Raw genomic sequence first — 16,959 nt, forward strand, 5'->3', positions numbered from 1 at the left:
AGGCGGTCACAGCCCGTCGAGCAATGCCCGGTAATCCTCCACGGCCGCGAACTCCTCGGTGTCGCGCGGTCCGCGTCGGCTGTCCGGCTCGCGCACGGCCAGCAGATGGCCCACGCCGAAGCGCTGGGCGCTGCGCAGGACCGCCAGGGTGTCGTCGATGAACAGGCTGCGCGCGGGCGTGAAACCGAGGTCCGCCTGCAGGGCGTCCCAGAACTGCGGGCTTTCCTTGGGGAAACCATAGTCATGGGAGCTGATCAGGCGCTCGAAGTACGGCGCCAGCTCCACCCGCTCCAGCTTGAGCGACAGCGAATCACGGTGGGCATTGGTGATCATCACCACACGCTTGCCCGCGTCACGCACGGCAGCCAGGAACACGTCGGCGTCCGGGCGCAGGGCGATCAGGTCGGCGATCTCGCGCTTGAGCTCACGGATCGGCAGGTTCAGCTCCCGGCTCCAGAAGTCCAGGCAGTACCAATTGAGGGTGCCGGCGTTGCGCTCGAACAGCGGTTGCAGCTCCAGCTCGGCCATCGCACGGCTCACGCCATGCACCTGGGCGTAGCGGGCCGGAAGGTGTTCCAGCCAGAACTGATTGTCGTAGTGCAGGTCGAGCAGGGTGCCGTCCATGTCCAGCAGCACGGTGTCGATGGACGTCCAGTTCAGAAGAGGCATGTGAAGTTCTCGATCGGTCGGCAAGCCACGGTATAGTAACCCGTTCATGCCAAGGAGCCGTTCCCATGCGCCAGAAACCCACCGTGCTCGGTCGCGAGATCGTCGCCAGCAGTCGCCTGTTCCGAGTCGAAGCCGTGCAACTGCGTTTCACCAACGGGACCGAACGGACCTACGAGCGGCTGGTCGGCAGCGGCACCGGCCACGGCGCGGTGATGATCGTGGCCATGCTCGACAGCGAGCACGCCGTGCTGGTCGAGGAATACTGCGGCGGCACCGACAGCTATGAGCTGTCCTTGCCCAAGGGCCTGATCGAGCCCGGCGAGGACGTGCTGGCGGCCGCCAACCGTGAGCTCAAGGAAGAAGCCGGCTTTGGCGCGCGCCAGTTGGAGCACCTGACCGAGCTGTCGCTGTCGCCTGGCTACATGAGCCAGAAGATCCAGGTGGTGCTGGCCACCGACCTCTACGAGGAGCGCCTGGAAGGCGACGAGCCCGAGCCGATGCGCGTGGACAAGGTCAACCTGCGCGAGCTGTCGGCGCTGGCCATGCACCCGCAGTTTTCCGAGGGCAGGGCACTGGCGGCGCTGTACCTGGTACGCGACCTGCTGTCGCAACGGGAGCTGTTCGCATGAGCGACGATCGCGACCTGATGCAGGCCGTCGTCACCCTGGCACGTCGTGCCGGCGAGGCGATCATGCCGTTCTGGCGCGCCGGCGTGGCGGTGACCGCCAAGGCCGACGACTCCCCCGTGACGGCAGCCGACCTGGCAGCGCATGCGGTCATCGAGGCCGGCCTGAAGGCGCTGGCACCGGAGATCCCCGTGCTGTCGGAAGAAGACTGCGACATCCCCCTCACCCAGCGCGAGGGCTGGACGCGCTGGTGGCTGGTGGACCCGTTGGACGGCACCAAGGAGTTCATCGCCGGGAGCGAGGAGTTCACCGTCAACATCGCCCTGGTCGAGCGTGGCGAGGTGGTGTTCGGCGTGGTGGTGATGCCGGTCAACGGCCGCAGCTACCACGGTGGGCGCGGCCTGGGCGCGTGGCGGGCCGACGTGGGCGATGTCGAGCGCCCCATCCGCGCCCGGCACCAGCCACCGGTGGGCGAGCCCTTCACGGTCGTCGCCAGTCGGCGTCATTCCAGCCCTCGGCAAGAAGCGCTGCTGGCAGGGCTAGGCGATGCGCTGGGAGCACTGACCCTGGCCAACATCGGCAGCTCCTTGAAGTTCTGCCTGCTGGCCGAAGGGGCCGCCGATTGCTACCCGCGCCTGGCACCGACGTCGCAATGGGACACCGCTGCCGCCCAGGGCGTGCTCGAAGGCGCCGGTGGCGAGGTGCTCGACCTTCAGGGCCAACGCTTCGCCTATCCGCCCCGGGCGTCGCTGCTCAACGCGCACTTCCTGGCCTTGCCTGCGGCCGCCCCCTGGCGCCAGACCTTGCTGACGCTGGCCTCAGACCTTTCGACCTCTGTGGAAAAAGCCCCAAGATAAGGGCATTGTTGTATCCACAGACTCATCCCCAGGCTACAGGCAAGCGCAGTCCTCTTGTGGAGGCTGTGTGAAAACTTCTCGACCGATGCAGCTGATCAAGAAACAACCTGAAGATCACGGTCCTACGCGAATTCTGGGTTCATTGAGTCGCCAAGCTTCTTCAGAATTCGCGTAGGAACACGCTTTGAAAAAAGCAGGTGGGGTTTTCACACAGCCTGTGTGGAAGCGGGCTTGCCCGCGATAGCGTCCGGTCCATCACCGCCTGCATCGCGGGCAAGCCCGCTCTCATGGAACATAAAATATCTTGTTGATTTTAAAAGGAATAATTTCAGGATTTTGTGGGCCCTGCGGGCCCAATCGCGGCACAGGGGCCGCTCCCACAGGTGACCGCGATAGCCTGCAACCCCGCAGTGGGGCTACGGGTGTAGGAGCGGCCCCTGCCGGGGCGCCGGACCGGCCGCGATGGGCCGCAAAGCGGCCCTAAAATCGATTAGCAATGAAGCTCCGGATCCTGCCAGCTATCGCCATGTTCTCTGCGCGACAGCGCGGCGCCAAGGCGGCGGGCGGACTCCCACAGAAGGGATGAAGCGCCCTGCCAGATCAGCGTGTGGCCCACAGCCTGGCAGGCAAAGACGCTGAAAGGCATGACGTCGGCCTCAACGGTGTAGCACGTACTGCCCGCTGAAGGTCACGGCCGGCGTCTCGTCCCCTTCATTGAGCACGACGGTGTCCAGGACCAGCCGCGCCCGTCCGCGCCGCTGGTACAGTTTGACGAAGCGCTCCCAGGTGTCGGCAGGCGGCGCCTCGCACACGGCGACCGCGGCCCCGGTGACCGGTAGCGGATAGCTGACCTGGCCTTCCTGGATGACGATGTGCCCATCCTCGATGCCGGCTTCGCGCAGGCGCAGGTGCAGCCATCCCCAGCCGGCCAGCACGGCGCCGCAGTACAGGCTGCCGCCGAACATGGTGTTCTTGTGGTTGACGTTGGCCGCCAGCGGCAAGCCCAGGCGCAGCGTGTGGGCTTCCCAATCCAGTACCTCCAGCCCCATTTGCCGCGTCAACGGGATGTCGTCGTGCAGCAGGGCCTGCAAGTCGTGACAGGTCTGGCGATTCACCGCGGGTCCTCCTGGTCGTCCTGTGCGTGGCCGTCGGTGAAGCTCAGGCCGTGTTTGCGCAGCTTGTCGTGCAAGGTCTTGCGCGGCATCCCCAAGGCTTCGGCGAGGCTGCGCAGGGACGTGTGCGGTCGCGCCATCTCGGCGACGATCAACGCCCGCTCGAACTGCTCCACCTGCTCGCTCAGGCTTCCGTCTGACTGCGCCACGGCGCCTGGAAGCGCGACCTCGACCGGCTCCTGACCGTCCAGCGCCAGCTCCAGGCCCAGGGCGAAGCGCTCGGCGGCGTTCTGCAGCTCACGCACGTTGCCCGGCCAGGTGTGGCGCAGCAGCAAGGCGCGCTGGGCGGGTTGCATGTCATGGGGCGGCAGGCCATGGCGCTGGCTGGCGGCATCGGCGAAGTGCTGGAACAGCATCAGGATGTCGTCGCCACGCTCGCGTAAGGCAGGAATGCGCAGCGAGGCGACGTTCAGCCGGTAATACAGGTCGGCGCGGAAGCGGCCTTGGTCGGCCGCCTGGCGCAGGTCTTCCTTGGTCGCGGCGATCACGCGGATGTCCAGCGGGATCAACTGATTGCCCCCCAAACGTTCGACCACGCGCTCCTGCAGCAGGCGCAGCAGCTTGACCTGCACGTCCAGGCTCATGCTTTCGATTTCGTCGAGGAACAGGGTGCCGCCGTTGGCGAACTCGAACTTGCCGATGCGGCGCTTCTGCGCGCCCGTGAACGCCCCCGGCTCATGGCCGAACAGCTCGCTCTCGACCACCGATTCGGCCAGCGCACCGGCGTTGATCGCCACGAAGGGCCCACTGCGCCGGGCCGACAGGTCATGCAGGGCGCGCGCCACGACCTCCTTGCCCGCCCCGGTCTCGCCGAGGATCAGCACGTCGGCGCGGGTGCCGGCCAGTGCGCCGATCTGCTCGCGCAGGCGCAGCATCGACGGCGACTGGCCCACCAGGCGGGTCGCCAGTTGCTGACGGTCGCTGAGCGCCAGGCGCAGGCTGCGGTTCTCCAGCACCAGCCGGCGTACATCGAGCGCACGCCGCACGCTGTCGAGCAGCGCATCGCTGGCGAAGGGCTTTTCCAGGAAGTCATAAGCACCGGCCCGCATGGCCTGTACCGCCAGGGGCACATCGCCATGCCCGGTGATGAGCAACACCGGCAGCTCGCGGTCACGGGCGTGCACGCGCTCGAGCAGCTGCAGGCCATCGATGCCTGGCATGCGGATGTCGCTGACCAGCACGCCAGGCCAGTCGGTCTCGATTCGTTCGACCAGGCCCTGGGCGCTGTCCAGTGTGGCCACCTTGAGGCCGGCCAGGTCGAGGGTCTGGCTCAGGGCACGGCGCAGGTGCGGGTCATCGTCGACCAGGATCACCTGGACATGGCTGTCGATCGTATCTCCGGGCGTCATGCCGAAGGGTCCTCCGAAGATGGCAGGCTGGCGCCGGGCTTGGCGATCCGCAGTTGCAGGGTCAGCAGGGCGCCGCCTTCCGGGTGGTTGGCCAGCAGCAGTTCCCCGCCCAGCGCACGCATCAGGCTGTCGCAGATGGCCAGCCCCAACCCCAGGCCCTGGGTGCGTGTCTTGGTGGTGAAGAACGGCTCCTTGGCCTGTTCCAGGGCCTGGCGGGTGAAGCCGGGGCCGTTGTCGCGAATGTACAGGTAGACGTGCTCGTCGTGCCGTTCGGCACTGATCCACAGGCGCCGCGGGTTGGCTTTCTCGGTCAGGGCGTCGAGGGCGTTGGCCAGGAGGTTGCCGAGCACCTGGCGCAGCCGGGTTTCACCAGCCTGTACCCAGAGAGGCGCGTCCGGCAGGTCTCGGATCAGCTCCACCGCCATGGCCCGGCGCCGCTTGGCCAGCAGCGCCAGGGCATCGTCGAGGGCCGGCTGCAACGCCACGCTTTCCGGCGCATGCCGGTCCCGCCGGGCGAAGGCGCGCAGGTGCGCGATGATCGAGGCCATGCGCCCGGTCAGTTCGCCGATCAGCTTGAGGTTGCCGCGCGCGTCGTCGAGGCGCTGGTGGTCGAGCAGGATCTCGGCGTTTTCCGCGTAGCTGCGAATGGCCGCCAGCGGCTGGTTGAGTTCATGACTGATGCTCGCCGACATGGTCCCCAGCACCGACAGCTTGCCGGCCTGGACCAGCTCATCCTGGGCACGCACCAGGTCTTGCTGGGCCTGCTCGCGCTCGAGCACTTCCTCCTTGAGCCGGGCGTTGAGCCCTTCGAGGTCGGCGGTCCGCGCCACCACGCGTTTTTCCAGCTCCTGGCGGCCATGGGCCTCCAGGCCGATGCGGTCGATGTAGTGGCGTCGCCGCTGCATGCCCAACCCCAGCAACAGCATCAGCACCAGCAAGGCCCCTGCGCCGATGGCCATGACCGTCTGCACCGAACGATCGACCAGCGTGCGCGGCGCCAGGATGCTCACCTGCCAGCCGGTTTCGGCGATCCCTTCGCTCTGCACCAGCCAGGCATCGGGCTTGAGTTCCAGCGGTTGCGGGGACTTGGTGGGGTAGGGCTGGATCGCCGCGACCGCTTCACGCTCGGCCTCGCTCAAGGGGCGTGTCGCACGGAATCGCCAGTCCGGACGCGAGGTCAGCACCACCACGCCATGGTGATCGGTCAGCAGCAGCTGTTCCGGGGTGTGGCCCCACAGGGTCTCGGTATGGTCCAGATCGACCTTGACCACCAGCACGCCGATGACCTGTTCGCCCTCGCGCACCGCGGCGGCGAAGAAGTAGCCCCGCTTGGCCGAGGTGGTGCCCTGGCCGAAGAACCGGCCCAGACGGCCTTGCATGGCTTCCATGAAGTAAGGCCGGAAGGCGAAGTTGCGCCCTGCGAAGCTGTCGGGCTTGTCCCAGTTGGAGGCGGCCAGGGTGTTGCCGTTGACGTCCATCAGGTACATCACCTCGGCGCCGGTCTGGCGGGCGATGTCCTTGAGCACGCGGTTGGCGTTGGTCAGCCCTTCGAGCCTGAGCGGGTCGGCGAGCGCCGTGCGCAGGGCCGGCAGCTCGCCCAGGATCTGCGGCAGCGTCTCGTAGCGGTGCAGGGTGCCGAGCAGGTTGGCGACGTACAGGTCGAGGGTCTGGCGGTTCTGCGAGGCCAGCTCGCTCTGGTAATACCGCTCGGCCAGGTGGTGCAGCGGCCACAGCAGTGGCGCCAGGCAGACGGCCAGCAGGGCAAGGCTGCGCCACCGGGGGCGGCGCGGGGGTATCGGAATGGAGATCATCGCGAGCATGCGTCAGGAGGGCCTGACGCAATTATGCGCTAGTTGAAGGCATCCATCAGTGCCTGCCGCCAATCAGACTGTGTCACCTGCCACTGCTCGCGCAGTCGGGTGCCGTTCAGGCGCGAATTGAGCGGACGACGGGCAGGGGTGGGGTATTCGCTGGACGGGATCGGGACCAGCCGGGCACAGGGCTTGCTCTGGGCGGCAAGCCGTTCGGCGATGGCCTGCGTGAACCCGAACCAGGAGGTCTCGCCCTGAGCCGTCAGGTGATACACCCCCCAGGCGCCCGCCTGCCCGTTTTGCCAGCGTTCGATCAAGGCTGCCGTGCTGGCGGCGATGGTGTCTGCCGACGTCGGCGCACCGACCTGGTCGTCGACCACGCGCAGCTCGGGCTTTTCCTGGAGCAGGCGCTGCATGGTGAGGAAGAAGTTGCGGCCATGGTTCGAGTAGACCCAGCTGGTGCGCAGGATCAGGTACTGACCGCCCGCCGCGATGACCGCCTGTTCGCCGGCCAGCTTGCTTTCGCCATACACCCCCAAAGGGTTGGGGGTGTCGTCTTCGTCGTACGGAGCGGGCTTGAGGCCGTCGAACACGTAGTCGGTCGAGTAATGGATGAACGGCACACCCAGCTCGGCGGCCACCTGGGCGAGCAGCCCTGGTGCTTCGGCGTTGATGGCGAACGCCTGGGCCTGGTCGGTTTCCGCCTGGTCCACGGCCGTATAGGCCGCTGCGTTGATGATCAGGTCCGGGCGCAACTGGCGAATCCGGTCACCCACTTGCGTCGCTTGTGCCAGATCGATCTCGGCCCGGCCCCAGGCATGCAGGCGATGATGCGCCAGGCGCTCGCGCAAGGCACGGGCCACTTGGCCATCGTGGCCGATGATGAGGATGTCGAGCGTAGGCGTAGGGCTCATGAAGGCTCCTGGGTCAGAGGGTCAGGCACATCGCCCTGACCCAGTCGAGGGGACGTCCGCAGATCAGGCGATCAGGTCCTGGGGGGCGCTGTTGCCCAGGCGCTCGCGCTGGTAGCTGCCGTCCTGAACGTGGCGGCACCACTCCAGGTTGTCCAGGTACCACTGCACCGTCTTGCGCAGCCCGCTCTCGAATGTTTCACGTGGAACCCATCCCAATTCGCGCTCGATCTTGCTGGCGTCGATGGCGTAACGCTGGTCATGACCGGGACGATCCTTGACGAACGTGATGAGGTCGGCGTAGCTGGACAGACCGGCAGGGCGCTGCGGAGCGAGCTCTTCGAGCAGCGCGCAGATGCCGCGTACCACGTCGATGTTCTTCTGCTCGTTATGGCCGCCGATGTTGTAGGTCTCGCCGACCTGGCCTTCGCTCACCACCTTGAACAGGGCGCGTGCATGGTCTTCGACGAATAGCCAGTCGCGGACCTGCAGGCCGTCGCCATACACCGGCAGCGGCTTGCCTTCCAGCGCATTGAGGATGACCAGCGGGATGAGCTTTTCCGGGAAATGGTAAGGCCCGTAGTTGTTCGAGCAGTTGGTCAGCAGCACGGGCAGGCCATAGGTGCGGTGCCAGGCGCGAACCAGGTGATCCGAAGCCGCCTTGCTGGCCGAGTATGGCGAGCTGGGTGCGTAGGGCGTGGTTTCGGTGAACAGGTCGTCCACACCGTGCAGGTCGCCGTAGACCTCGTCGGTGGAAATGTGGTGGAAGCGGAAGGCGGCGCGCTCCGGCTCCGGCAGGGCCGACCAGTAGCCACGCACGGCTTCGAGCAGGCTGTAGGTGCCGACGATGTTGGTCTGGATGAACGCCGAAGGCCCATCGATGGAGCGGTCGACGTGCGACTCCGCTGCCAGGTGCATGACCGCATGGGGCTGAAAGCGCGCGAGAACTTGGCTGACGGCGGCCTGGTCGACGATGTCGGCCTGCACGAACTCGTAGCGCGTGTCGGTGGCGATGCTGTTCAGCGATTCCAGGTTGCCGGCGTAGGTCAGCTTGTCGAGGTTCAGCACTTCATGGGACGTGTCGTTGATCAGGTGACGGACCAGCGCCGATCCAATGAAACCTGCGCCGCCGGTGATGAGAATTCGCATAGGAGTGCTGCCTTGCCTGACTGTCGGTTCTTGATAGGGCATGAGGGTCGTCGTTCGGCGCGCATTATTCAAGGCTGGCCGCGTTCGGACGACGCGTCACGGTGCGACAGCCTTTGATGCCACGGGTGTGAAGACGTTCTTGTTGTCGATTTTAATCGGTAATAATTGAGGTTTTACAAAGCGTCTGGAGGCTTTATCGCTTCCAGGCTCGATAAATATCGACTATAAAGAAGGCGTTAGAAACAACCCACCTTGCCACGTACTCGCGTAGTCTTGGCCTTTCAGTTCACCCATTCGGCCTGGCCGCTGGCCGCCCTTGAAGAGGTTACCCATGAAGACCCTCACCACCACCCCCCGTGCCGACGGCTTCCACATGCCGGCCGAATGGGCACCGCAGAGCCAGGTGTGGATGCTCTGGCCCGAGCGCCCCGACAACTGGCGCCTGGGCGGCAAGGCGGCGCAGGCCGCGCACATCACCCTGGCCAAGGCCATCGCGCGCTTCGAACCGGTCACGGTCGGCGTGTCCGCCGGCCAGTACGAGAACGCCCGCAGTCGCCTGGACCTGCCCAACATCCGTGTGGTCGAGCTGAGCAGCGATGACGCCTGGGTGCGCGACACCGGCCCGACGTTCGTCGTGAACGACCACGGCGAGGTGCGCGGTGTGCATTGGGACTTCAACGCCTGGGGCGGTTTCGACGGAGGGCTGTACGCACCCTGGAGCCGTGACCAGGCCGTGGGCGTCAAGGTGCTGGAGATGGAACGCTGCCAGCGCTACCACACCGAAGGCTTCGTGCTCGAAGGCGGTTCGATTCACGTGGACGGCGAGGGTACGCTGATCACCACCGAAGAGTGCCTGCTCAACCGCAATCGCAACCCGCACCTCACGCGCGAGCAGATCGAAGCGGTCCTGCGCGACCACCTGGCCGTGGACACCATCGTCTGGCTGCCGGAAGGCCTCTACAACGACGAGACCGACGGGCACGTCGACAACTTCTGCTGCTACGTCCGCCCGGGCGAAGTGCTGCTGGCCTGGACCGACGACCCTCAGGACCCGAACTACGGCCGCTGCCGCGCGGCCCTCGACGTGCTGAACGGCAGCCGTGACGCCAAGGGCCGTGAGTTCCTGGTGCACAAGATGCCCATCCCCGCGCCGCTGTACGCGACGCAGGACGAATGCGACGGCGTCGACCAGATCGCCGGCAGCCAGGAGCGCAACCCTTCGGTGCGCCTGGCCGGCTCTTACGTCAACTTCCTGATCGTCAACGGCGGCATCATCGCCCCGAGCTTCGACGACCCGATGGACGCCGAGGCCCGCACCCTGCTGACCACGCTCTTCCCCGACCACGAAGTGGTCATGATCCCAGGCCGCGAACTGCTGCTCGGTGGCGGTAACATCCACTGCCTGACCCAGCAGCAGCCGGCGCCGCACAAGGGGTGAGTGGCGAGGGGCAAGCTGGCCGCGCGAGGGAAGCCATCGGCGTTTCCCTCAGTCTCTGCGGCCCAGGCGTGTAGCTGGCCCCCACCCAGGCGCCTGCCATCGCGGGCAAGCCCCCCACTTCACCGCAGTGATACAAAGTATCGCGGTCCCTATGTGGGAGCGGCCCCCGTGCCGCGATGGACCGCAAAGCGGTCCCTCGCCCAGCCCTACCGTCTCCCTATCTATCCTCGTCCCAACCGCCCCCGCTTGCAGCCTGCAGCTCCCAGCTTTTTGTTTCAGACCTTTCCTACACCCCCTCCAGAAAAAACAGATTGCACCGATCCGGCCGCCATCTACGCGTAATTTCTCTGCCAAGCCCCCAACCTTTAGTTATAACGCTCTGCTTTTCACGTTTTTTTGACATCTCCGCTCTGGCGCGGCTAGGATGCCGCGTCCGCCTGTTGACCTCACCAGTCATGCGGGTATGCGAGGCCCCGCCGTCTTGGCGAGCGCTTCCCACCCGGACCTGTGCAGCGTCGAACCGACGAAGGGGCGTCAGGCCCGGCGTTTCGTTCAACAGCGCGTTTTTGATTCGTTACAAGGAAAACAACATGTTCAAAACCAGGATCAGCCTCGTCGCCGTGGCACTGATGGCCGCGACCCAGGCCCAGGCCAATGACCAGGCCGCCAGCAACGGCTTCATCGAAGACAGCAGCGCCAGCGTCCTGCTGCGCAACGCCTACATCCACCGTGACAAGAAGCACGGCGCCTCGAACCAGGCCGAGTGGGGCCAGGGCTTCATCGGCACCTTCGCATCCGGCTTCACCCAGGGCACCGTAGGCGTGGGCGTCGATGCCTTCGGTCTGTACGCCCTGCGCTTGGACGGCGGCAAGGGCCGCAACGGCGGGGCGGGTGTCGACTTCTTCAAGCCGAGCGACAGCGCGCCGACCAATTCCCCGCACAACCTGGCGCGTGCCGGTGCTGCGATCAAGTTCCGCGTGTCCAACACCGTGCTCAAGTACGGTGACATGATGCCGTCGCTGCCGGTCCTGCAATACGACGACTCGCGCCTGCTGCCCGAAAGCTTCGCCGGCACCATGGTCACCTCCAAGGAGATCGAGGGCCTGGAGCTGAACGCCGGTCGCTTCACCCAGGAAGCGCGCAAGAGCATGGAAAGCCGCGACAGCGGCGGCCTGAAGTCGATCAACGTGCTGGGCGGCAGCTACAAGTTCAGCGACAACCTGTCGGCCTCGCTGTACACCTCGGACATCGAGGACGTGCTGAAGAAGCACTACCTGGGCGTCAACTACGTGCACCCGATCGCCGACGACCAGGCACTGACCCTGGACTTCAACGGCTACAAGACCAGCATCGACAGCAAGTACGAGCGTGAAGCCGGCCTGACCGGCGACTCCAACACCATCTGGAGCCTGGCCGCGACCTACGCGTACGGCCCGCACTCGTTCACCCTGGCGCATCAGCGCAGCACCGGCAGCACCGGCTACAACTACGGCTGGTACCAGAACCGTGGCGGCGTCGGCGACGGCGGTTCGACCATCTACCTGGCCAACTCCTACTGGTCCGACTTCAACGCCGAGGACGAACGCTCCTGGCAGCTCGCCTACGGTCTGGACTTCAGCGCCTACGGCGTGCCTGGCCTGAGCTACAAGGTCGCCTACGTACGGGGTGACAACATCAACACCCATGGCTTTGGCGAAGGCAAGGAGCGCGAGCTGTTCAACCAGGTGCGCTATGTCGTGCAGGAAGGCCCGGCCAAGGACCTTTCGGTCAAGCTGCGCAGCTCGATCCTGCGCACCTCCAACAGCGTGCGTCAGAACGGCTACAACGACGACGGCAACGAAGTACGCGTGTTCGTCGAATACCCGATCAGCATTCTCTGATCCGGTAGACGGGGTCGCGTGAGGTTTCGCAGCACGCGCCCCCGACCGCACCGATGCCCCTTCGAGGATCTGCTTCGCACCCAGCGAGGACTCAAAGGGGCGTCGGATAGCGGGCTCCAAAGGCCAAACCTTTCAACGTCTTTGGAAAAAGCCTCAAGATAGGGTCGCTGGTGCATCCACAGGTTCACCGGCCTGATACAGGCAAGCGCACTCCATCCTGTGGGAGCGGGCTTGCCCGCGATGGCGTCCGGCCCATCACCGCCTGCATCGCGGGCAAGCTGAACTGGCTTAATGCCCGCTCCCACAGGGGATGAACCACGCTGTCAGAGCAGCGATGTGGTCCACATCGTGTTGGCAAAGACGTTGAAAGGCCTGGCCCCAAGGGCCTTCCCCCAGGCACCCCTGATCACCTTCAAGGCGTCCGCTCGACCGGCAGGCTCACCGTTGCCTGCAACCCTCCGCCTTCCCGGTTCACCAGCGTCAACTGCCCGCCATGGCTGGTCGCGATCCGCTGGGCGATGCTCAACCCCAAGCCATACCCCCCGTGCGCCCGGTTGCGCGACGCTTCGCCCCGCACGAACGGCTCGACGATGCTGGCCAGCTGCGCCGGATCGATGCCTGGCCCTCGGTCCTGCACCTGCACGTGCACCCAGCCTGCCTCACGCGTCAGCCAAACGCCGACATCGTGGCCGTAGCGTAGGGCATTGGTGATCAGGTTCTGCAGGCACCGCTGCATCATCAACGCATCCACCTCCAAGGCCCCCACGCTGCCCTGCACCGGCAACGGCTCATCGGCACTGGCCAAGTCGGCGCAGACCCGGCTCACCAGGCGATCCATGGCCACGACCTGCAGGTTCTGTTGCTCGCCGGCCTGCAGGTAATCGAGCACCTGGCCGATCATGCCGTCCATCTGCGCGACGTTCTGGCGCAGGCGGTCCTTGTCCGTGCCCTCGGGCAGGCGCTCGAGGCGCAGGCGCATGCGGGTCAGAGGGGTGCGCAGGTCATGGGAGACCGCCGCCAGGAAGTAGGCCTTGTCGTGGATCATGCCGACCAGCCGCTGCTGCATGGCATTGAACGCCTGCGCCGCCTGACGCACCTCGTGCGGCCCGTCCAGCGGCAGTGGCGGCTGCGCCAGGTTCTGGCCCAGCCCGCGCGCGGCTTCGCTCAGCCGTTGCAGCGGGCGCAGGCACAGGCGCACCGCGACCAGGCAGACCAACAGCACCGCGATGATCCGCAGGACGTAGACGCGCAGCAGGTAGTCGCCGATCAGCACCCAGGCCGACTCGCCGCTCCACCCCTGCAGCTCGCGCCCGTCGACGATCAGCCAGTGGCCATCCGGCAGCCCCACGGCGAAGCGCAGGTGCGCCTGGGCCGTGCGCAGGCCGAACAGGCTGTGCCAGACCACCGGCCGTCCCTGCTCGTCGATCAGTTCACCGTGCAGCAGACGCACGCTACGTGGCTGGCCCAGCTCGTAGGTGAGCGCCTGGTCGAGCAGCAGCTCGATCCGGTGCCGGCCGGGCCGACCGTCATGGCGCGTGGCGGGCAAGCGATCGGCGCAACGCACCCGGTAGCGCGGCGGCACCTGGGCGCTGGGCACATGGCAGTCGGCCTGGGCGATGAGCGGCGCGGCACGCGCTGCCATCAGACGCACCGGCGCCTCCAGCACCTGGGCGAAGCGCACGTCGAACCAGATGCTGCTGGACATCAGCTGCACCACCAGGGTGCCGCTGACCATGATCAGCAGCAACTGGCCGAACAGGGTCCGCGGCCACAGGCGGCGGAGCAGGGCAGGGACGGCCACCTCAGCTGGCCGCGACGGCGCGCGCGATGCTCAGCAGGTAGCCTTCGTTGCGGATGGTCAGGATCTGCACGCCGCTGTCCGGGAGGCGTTGCAGGTGCTGGCGCAATCGGCTGACGCACATGTCCACCGAGCGGTCCTCGGGCAGGTGGTCGCGGCCGAAGGCGCTGCGCGTCAGCAGGTCCCGCGAGACCACACGTTCGCTGGCCTCGAGCAGTTCACGCAGCACGCGGTGGTCGGAGCGCGGCAGGGTCAGGGTCGTGCCGTCCGGGAAGGTCAGCAGGCGCTTGACCGGGTCCAGCCGATGCCCGGCGAAGGTCTGCACCGCGTCGGTCGGCGTGTCGAGGCCTTCGAGCCGTTGCGGGCGGCGCAGCACGGCCTTGATGCGTGCGATCAGCTCGCGGGGCTCGAAGGGTTTGGCCAGGTAGTCATCGGCACCGACTTCCAGCCCGACGATACGGTCCAGGGTGCTGCCCTTGGCCGACAGCATGATCACCGCCAGCCCCGGATGCGCCTGCAGCTGCCGGCACAGGCTCAGGCCGTCCTCGCCCGGCAGCATCAGGTCCAGCACCACCAGCTCGACCTTGTGCTGCGCCAGCCGAGCGCGCATCTGCGGGCCGTCGGCTGCCGCGATCACGGTGTAACCGGCCTCGCTGAGGTAGTCGCAGAGCAGTTCGCGGATCTCGTCGTCATCGTCGACGACCAGGAGCGTGGCATTCATGGGTAACGGCCTCGTTGGAAAATGCTGGCGCTCATTACGTTCGATTACATCTCCGTACAAGCTCGTCATGGAGCCCGAGAGCCGCATTCGTAGAATCCTACCAAAAAATCATCTGCGAATACGACGCTTTCCCAATGACCCCATCGAACCGCTCCACCGCCGTCGCCCTCATCAACCGGGGTGGCAGCCGCCTGACCCCACTGGCCGCCTGCATCGCCTTGAGCCTCAGCCATGGCGCCCTGGCCGCCGACGTTCAGCCCTTGCAGCTCGACGCCACCCAGATCGAGGACAGCGCCCTGATCGCCGACGAAGCCGGTCAGATCGGCTACACCGTCGAGTCCACGCGCAGCTCCACGGGCCTGAACCTCACGCCCCGGCAGACGCCGCAGTCGGTCACCACCATCACCCGTCAGCAGCTGGACGACCGGCAGATCCAGACCATCGAGCAAGCGCTGGAGACCACACCCGGCGTCACCGCCAGCAAGGCCGAAGTCGGCGGGCGTACCGACTACCGCGCCCGTGGTTACTCCATCAGCAACTGGAAGGTCGATGGCCTGCAGTTCCAGGGCGGCTCCGACTTCAACGGCGGCGGCAACGCCCTGAACATGGACCTCTACGAGCGCATCGACATCGTGCGCGGCGCCAACGGCCTGCTGGGCGGCACGGGCGACCCCTCGGCCACGGTCGACCTGATCCGCAAGACCCCGACCCGCACCTTCGGCGGCAGCGCCTACGCTACCTATGGCAGCTGGGACAAGCGCCGCCTGGGCGCCGACCTGAACCTGCCTCTGTCCGAAGACGGTCGCGTGCGCTCGCGCTTCGTGATGACCCAGCAGGAGGCCGACTCCTTCCGCGATCACCAGTCCGACCGGTCCCGCGCTGCCCTGGCCACCTTCGCCTTCGACCTGGACGACGCCACCACACTCGGCGCCGGCTTCCAGTACGAGTACAACAAGGTCGTCGGCGGCGGCTGGGGCGCGAACATCCCGATCTGGTACGCCAACGGCCACAAGACCGACCTGCCACGCAGCACCAACGTGGTGCCCAGCTGGAGCTTCGGCGAATATACCACCCGTACCACCTTCGGCTCGCTGCAGCACCGCTTCGACAACGACTGGAGCCTGGACCTGCGCCTGGCCCAGAGCAGCAGCGATGCGCTCAATCACCGCGGCTTGGCCAAGGTCAACTCGGCCGGCCGTGGCCGCTTCGGCGGGTACTGGAACGAGGACGGCAGCGGCGCGGTGCTCAACGGCCTGCACAGCTCCACCGACACTACCCAGCAGTCCGCGCAGATCGACCTGAACGGGCCCTTCCAGCTGTTCGGCCGCACCCACCAGGCCATGGTCGGCTACAACGACAGCCGCACCGTCGCCTGGTCACCCCAGTACAGCTGCACCCTGGTCGGCGCCGACCGCATCAGCGCACCGTCGGTGGGCTGCCAGTTCCGCGCCAACAACGGCTTCCCGGTCAGCAACTGGTACGACGGCGTGGACGACGACTTCGACATGCTGACCTCCAGAACCGGTCTGCACACCAAGACCACCACGCGCCTGCAAGGCCTGTACGCCGCCACCCGCTTGAGCCTCACCGACCCGCTGTCGGTCATCCTCGGCGTACGCAGCAGCGACTACAGCGCTGTCACTCGCAGCACCGCCGGCGTACGCAGCAGCCAGCAAGAGCATGGCATCGTCACCCCCTACATGGGCGTGGTGTACGATCTCGACGACACCTACTCGCTGTACGCCAGCTACACCGACATCTTCACCCCCCAAAGCGCCGAGACCAGCACCGGCGGCAAGGTCGAACCGATTCGTGGGCAAAGCTACGAAACCGGCCTCAAGGGCGAATGGTTCGACGGGCGCCTGAACGCCTCGGCGGCGTACTTCCGCACCAAGCAGGAAAACAAGGCCGTGACCGACGGCGACCTGCTGACCCCGACTGGCGCTGCCGCCTACACGACCGGCACCGGCCAGGAAACCGACGGCATCGACCTGGAACTCGCTGGCGCCCTGACCCCGAACTGGAACGTCTACGCCGGCTACACCTACCTGCACTTCCGCCGCGTCGACAGCGATGGGCGCAGTGATCCTTCGCACCTGTTCAAGGCGTCCACCACCTACCACCTGTCCGGGCCACTCGAGCGCCTGACCGTTGGGGCTGGGGTGACGGCGCAGAGCAACATCCGCGCACTGTCCACGCCAGCGGGGCAGCCGGTGAATGGGGTGAGCAGCGGGTCGACCGATGTGAACTGGTCGGGGTATGCGATCTGGAATGCAATGGCCAAGTATCAGGTGACGGATGAGACGGCGGTGAGTCTTAACGTCAATAACTTGTTCGATAAGCATTACTACACCCGGTATGGGTTCTATGCGGGGGCGATTTATGGGGATCCGCGGAGTATGGCGGTGACGGTGAATACGGCGTTTTGAGGTGAGGTGAGGTGAAGTTGGAGTGGGCCGTTTAGGGCCTGCTCAGGGGGCTGGGCTGTGGACTCGTTAAAGCCCCTTCAGCCCTGCCTGCGTTATCTCATCCACAAGTCGACGTGAAACCGCCGATCTGTGGGAGCCAGTTTACTGGC

At 66.2% G+C, this 16,959-nt stretch carries 13 protein-coding genes; 5 read left to right on the forward strand and 8 right to left on the reverse strand.

The features are described from left to right. Positions 1-6: 6 nt before the first annotated feature. Positions 7-669 carry a GMP/IMP nucleotidase gene (yrfG, locus tag G7Z99_RS06320; protein ID WP_181092723.1) on the reverse strand — a complete coding sequence of 221 codons (663 nt, stop codon included), beginning with the start codon at positions 667-669 and terminating at the stop codon, positions 7-9. Positions 670-734: 65 nt separating this feature from the next. Between yrfG and nudE the strand changes: the two genes are divergently transcribed. After that, positions 735-1,298, forward strand: coding sequence for an ADP compounds hydrolase NudE (gene nudE, locus G7Z99_RS06325; RefSeq protein WP_181092724.1), 564 nt, complete (start codon positions 735-737; stop codon positions 1,296-1,298). Then, complete coding sequence (gene cysQ / locus G7Z99_RS06330) at positions 1,295-2,152, forward strand: 3'(2'),5'-bisphosphate nucleotidase CysQ (protein WP_181092725.1); 858 nt, start codon at positions 1,295-1,297, stop codon at positions 2,150-2,152. The genes nudE and cysQ overlap by 4 nt, the downstream gene beginning before the upstream one ends. 656 nt (positions 2,153-2,808) lie before the next feature. Here the strand turns inward: cysQ and G7Z99_RS06335 are convergent. From G7Z99_RS06335 to rfbB, 5 genes are all read right to left on the reverse strand, one after another. After that, positions 2,809-3,267, reverse strand: a complete 459-nt coding sequence (locus G7Z99_RS06335; RefSeq protein WP_181092726.1) for a YiiD C-terminal domain-containing protein — start codon at positions 3,265-3,267, stop codon at positions 2,809-2,811. After that, positions 3,264-4,673 carry a sigma-54-dependent transcriptional regulator gene (locus G7Z99_RS06340; RefSeq protein ID WP_181092727.1) on the reverse strand — a complete coding sequence of 470 codons (1,410 nt, stop codon included), beginning with the start codon at positions 4,671-4,673 and terminating at the stop codon, positions 3,264-3,266. The genes G7Z99_RS06335 and G7Z99_RS06340 overlap by 4 nt, the downstream gene beginning before the upstream one ends. Then, positions 4,670-6,484: a sensor histidine kinase gene (locus G7Z99_RS06345; RefSeq protein ID WP_181092875.1), complete on the reverse strand. Its 1,815-nt coding sequence runs from the start codon at positions 6,482-6,484 to the stop codon at positions 4,670-4,672. The genes G7Z99_RS06340 and G7Z99_RS06345 overlap by 4 nt, the downstream gene beginning before the upstream one ends. Before the next feature lie 38 nt (positions 6,485-6,522). After that, positions 6,523-7,398, reverse strand: a complete 876-nt coding sequence (gene rfbD / locus G7Z99_RS06350) for a dTDP-4-dehydrorhamnose reductase (RefSeq protein ID WP_181092728.1) — start codon at positions 7,396-7,398, stop codon at positions 6,523-6,525. Between the two features lie 63 nt (positions 7,399-7,461). After that, positions 7,462-8,544, reverse strand: a complete 1,083-nt coding sequence (rfbB, locus tag G7Z99_RS06355) for a dTDP-glucose 4,6-dehydratase (RefSeq protein WP_181092729.1) — start codon at positions 8,542-8,544, stop codon at positions 7,462-7,464. A gap of 331 nt (positions 8,545-8,875) precedes the next feature. Between rfbB and aguA the strand changes: the two genes are divergently transcribed. Together aguA and G7Z99_RS06365 are read left to right on the forward strand one after the other, a co-directional pair. Further along, the gene (gene aguA, locus G7Z99_RS06360; protein ID WP_181092730.1) at positions 8,876-9,982 is read left to right on the forward strand and encodes an agmatine deiminase; all 1,107 of its coding nucleotides are present in this window, start codon (positions 8,876-8,878) and stop codon (positions 9,980-9,982) included. A 590-nt stretch (positions 9,983-10,572) separates the two neighbouring features. Beyond that, entirely contained in the window at positions 10,573-11,862 is a 1,290-nt protein-coding gene (locus G7Z99_RS06365; protein WP_181092731.1) for an OprD family porin, read from the forward strand. Positions 11,863-12,274: 412 nt separating this feature from the next. Here G7Z99_RS06365 and G7Z99_RS06370 read toward each other — a convergent pair whose 3' ends face one another. Together G7Z99_RS06370 and G7Z99_RS06375 are read right to left on the reverse strand one after the other, a co-directional pair. Further along, complete coding sequence (locus G7Z99_RS06370) at positions 12,275-13,597, reverse strand: ATP-binding protein (RefSeq protein WP_181092876.1); 1,323 nt, start codon at positions 13,595-13,597, stop codon at positions 12,275-12,277. 67 nt (positions 13,598-13,664) lie between these two features. Then, entirely contained in the window at positions 13,665-14,381 is a 717-nt protein-coding gene (locus G7Z99_RS06375; RefSeq protein WP_181092732.1) for a response regulator, read from the reverse strand. A gap of 134 nt (positions 14,382-14,515) precedes the next feature. On the opposite strand from G7Z99_RS06375, the gene G7Z99_RS06380 reads away from it, so the two are divergent. Further along, positions 14,516-16,810 carry a TonB-dependent siderophore receptor gene (locus G7Z99_RS06380; RefSeq protein ID WP_181092733.1) on the forward strand — a complete coding sequence of 765 codons (2,295 nt, stop codon included), beginning with the start codon at positions 14,516-14,518 and terminating at the stop codon, positions 16,808-16,810. Positions 16,811-16,959: the final 149 nt, after the last annotated feature.

It is taken from the genome of Pseudomonas entomophila, from assembly GCF_013523165.1.
Classification (GTDB): Bacteria; Pseudomonadota; Gammaproteobacteria; order Pseudomonadales; family Pseudomonadaceae; genus Aquipseudomonas; species Aquipseudomonas entomophila_A.

What these genes read in the sequence shown, in the direction of transcription:
- yrfG (WP_181092723.1), bottom strand. Translation starts at nt 669, where the DNA reads ATGCCTCTTCTGAACTGGACGTCCATCGACACCGTGCTGCTGGACATG.
- nudE (WP_181092724.1), top strand. Translation starts at nt 735, where the DNA reads ATGCGCCAGAAACCCACCGTGCTCGGTCGCGAGATCGTCGCCAGCAGT.
- cysQ (WP_181092725.1), top strand. Translation starts at nt 1,295, where the DNA reads ATGAGCGACGATCGCGACCTGATGCAGGCCGTCGTCACCCTGGCACGT.
- G7Z99_RS06340 (WP_181092727.1), bottom strand. Translation starts at nt 4,673, where the DNA reads ATGACGCCCGGAGATACGATCGACAGCCATGTCCAGGTGATCCTGGTC.
- G7Z99_RS06345 (WP_181092875.1), bottom strand. Translation starts at nt 6,484, where the DNA reads ATGATCTCCATTCCGATACCCCCGCGCCGCCCCCGGTGGCGCAGCCTT.
- rfbD (WP_181092728.1), bottom strand. Translation starts at nt 7,398, where the DNA reads ATGAGCCCTACGCCTACGCTCGACATCCTCATCATCGGCCACGATGGC.
- rfbB (WP_181092729.1), bottom strand. Translation starts at nt 8,544, where the DNA reads ATGCGAATTCTCATCACCGGCGGCGCAGGTTTCATTGGATCGGCGCTG.
- aguA (WP_181092730.1), top strand. Translation starts at nt 8,876, where the DNA reads ATGAAGACCCTCACCACCACCCCCCGTGCCGACGGCTTCCACATGCCG.
- G7Z99_RS06365 (WP_181092731.1), top strand. Translation starts at nt 10,573, where the DNA reads ATGTTCAAAACCAGGATCAGCCTCGTCGCCGTGGCACTGATGGCCGCG.
- G7Z99_RS06370 (WP_181092876.1), bottom strand. Translation starts at nt 13,597, where the DNA reads ATGGTCAGCGGCACCCTGGTGGTGCAGCTGATGTCCAGCAGCATCTGG.
- G7Z99_RS06375 (WP_181092732.1), bottom strand. Translation starts at nt 14,381, where the DNA reads ATGAATGCCACGCTCCTGGTCGTCGACGATGACGACGAGATCCGCGAA.
- G7Z99_RS06380 (WP_181092733.1), top strand. Translation starts at nt 14,516, where the DNA reads ATGACCCCATCGAACCGCTCCACCGCCGTCGCCCTCATCAACCGGGGT.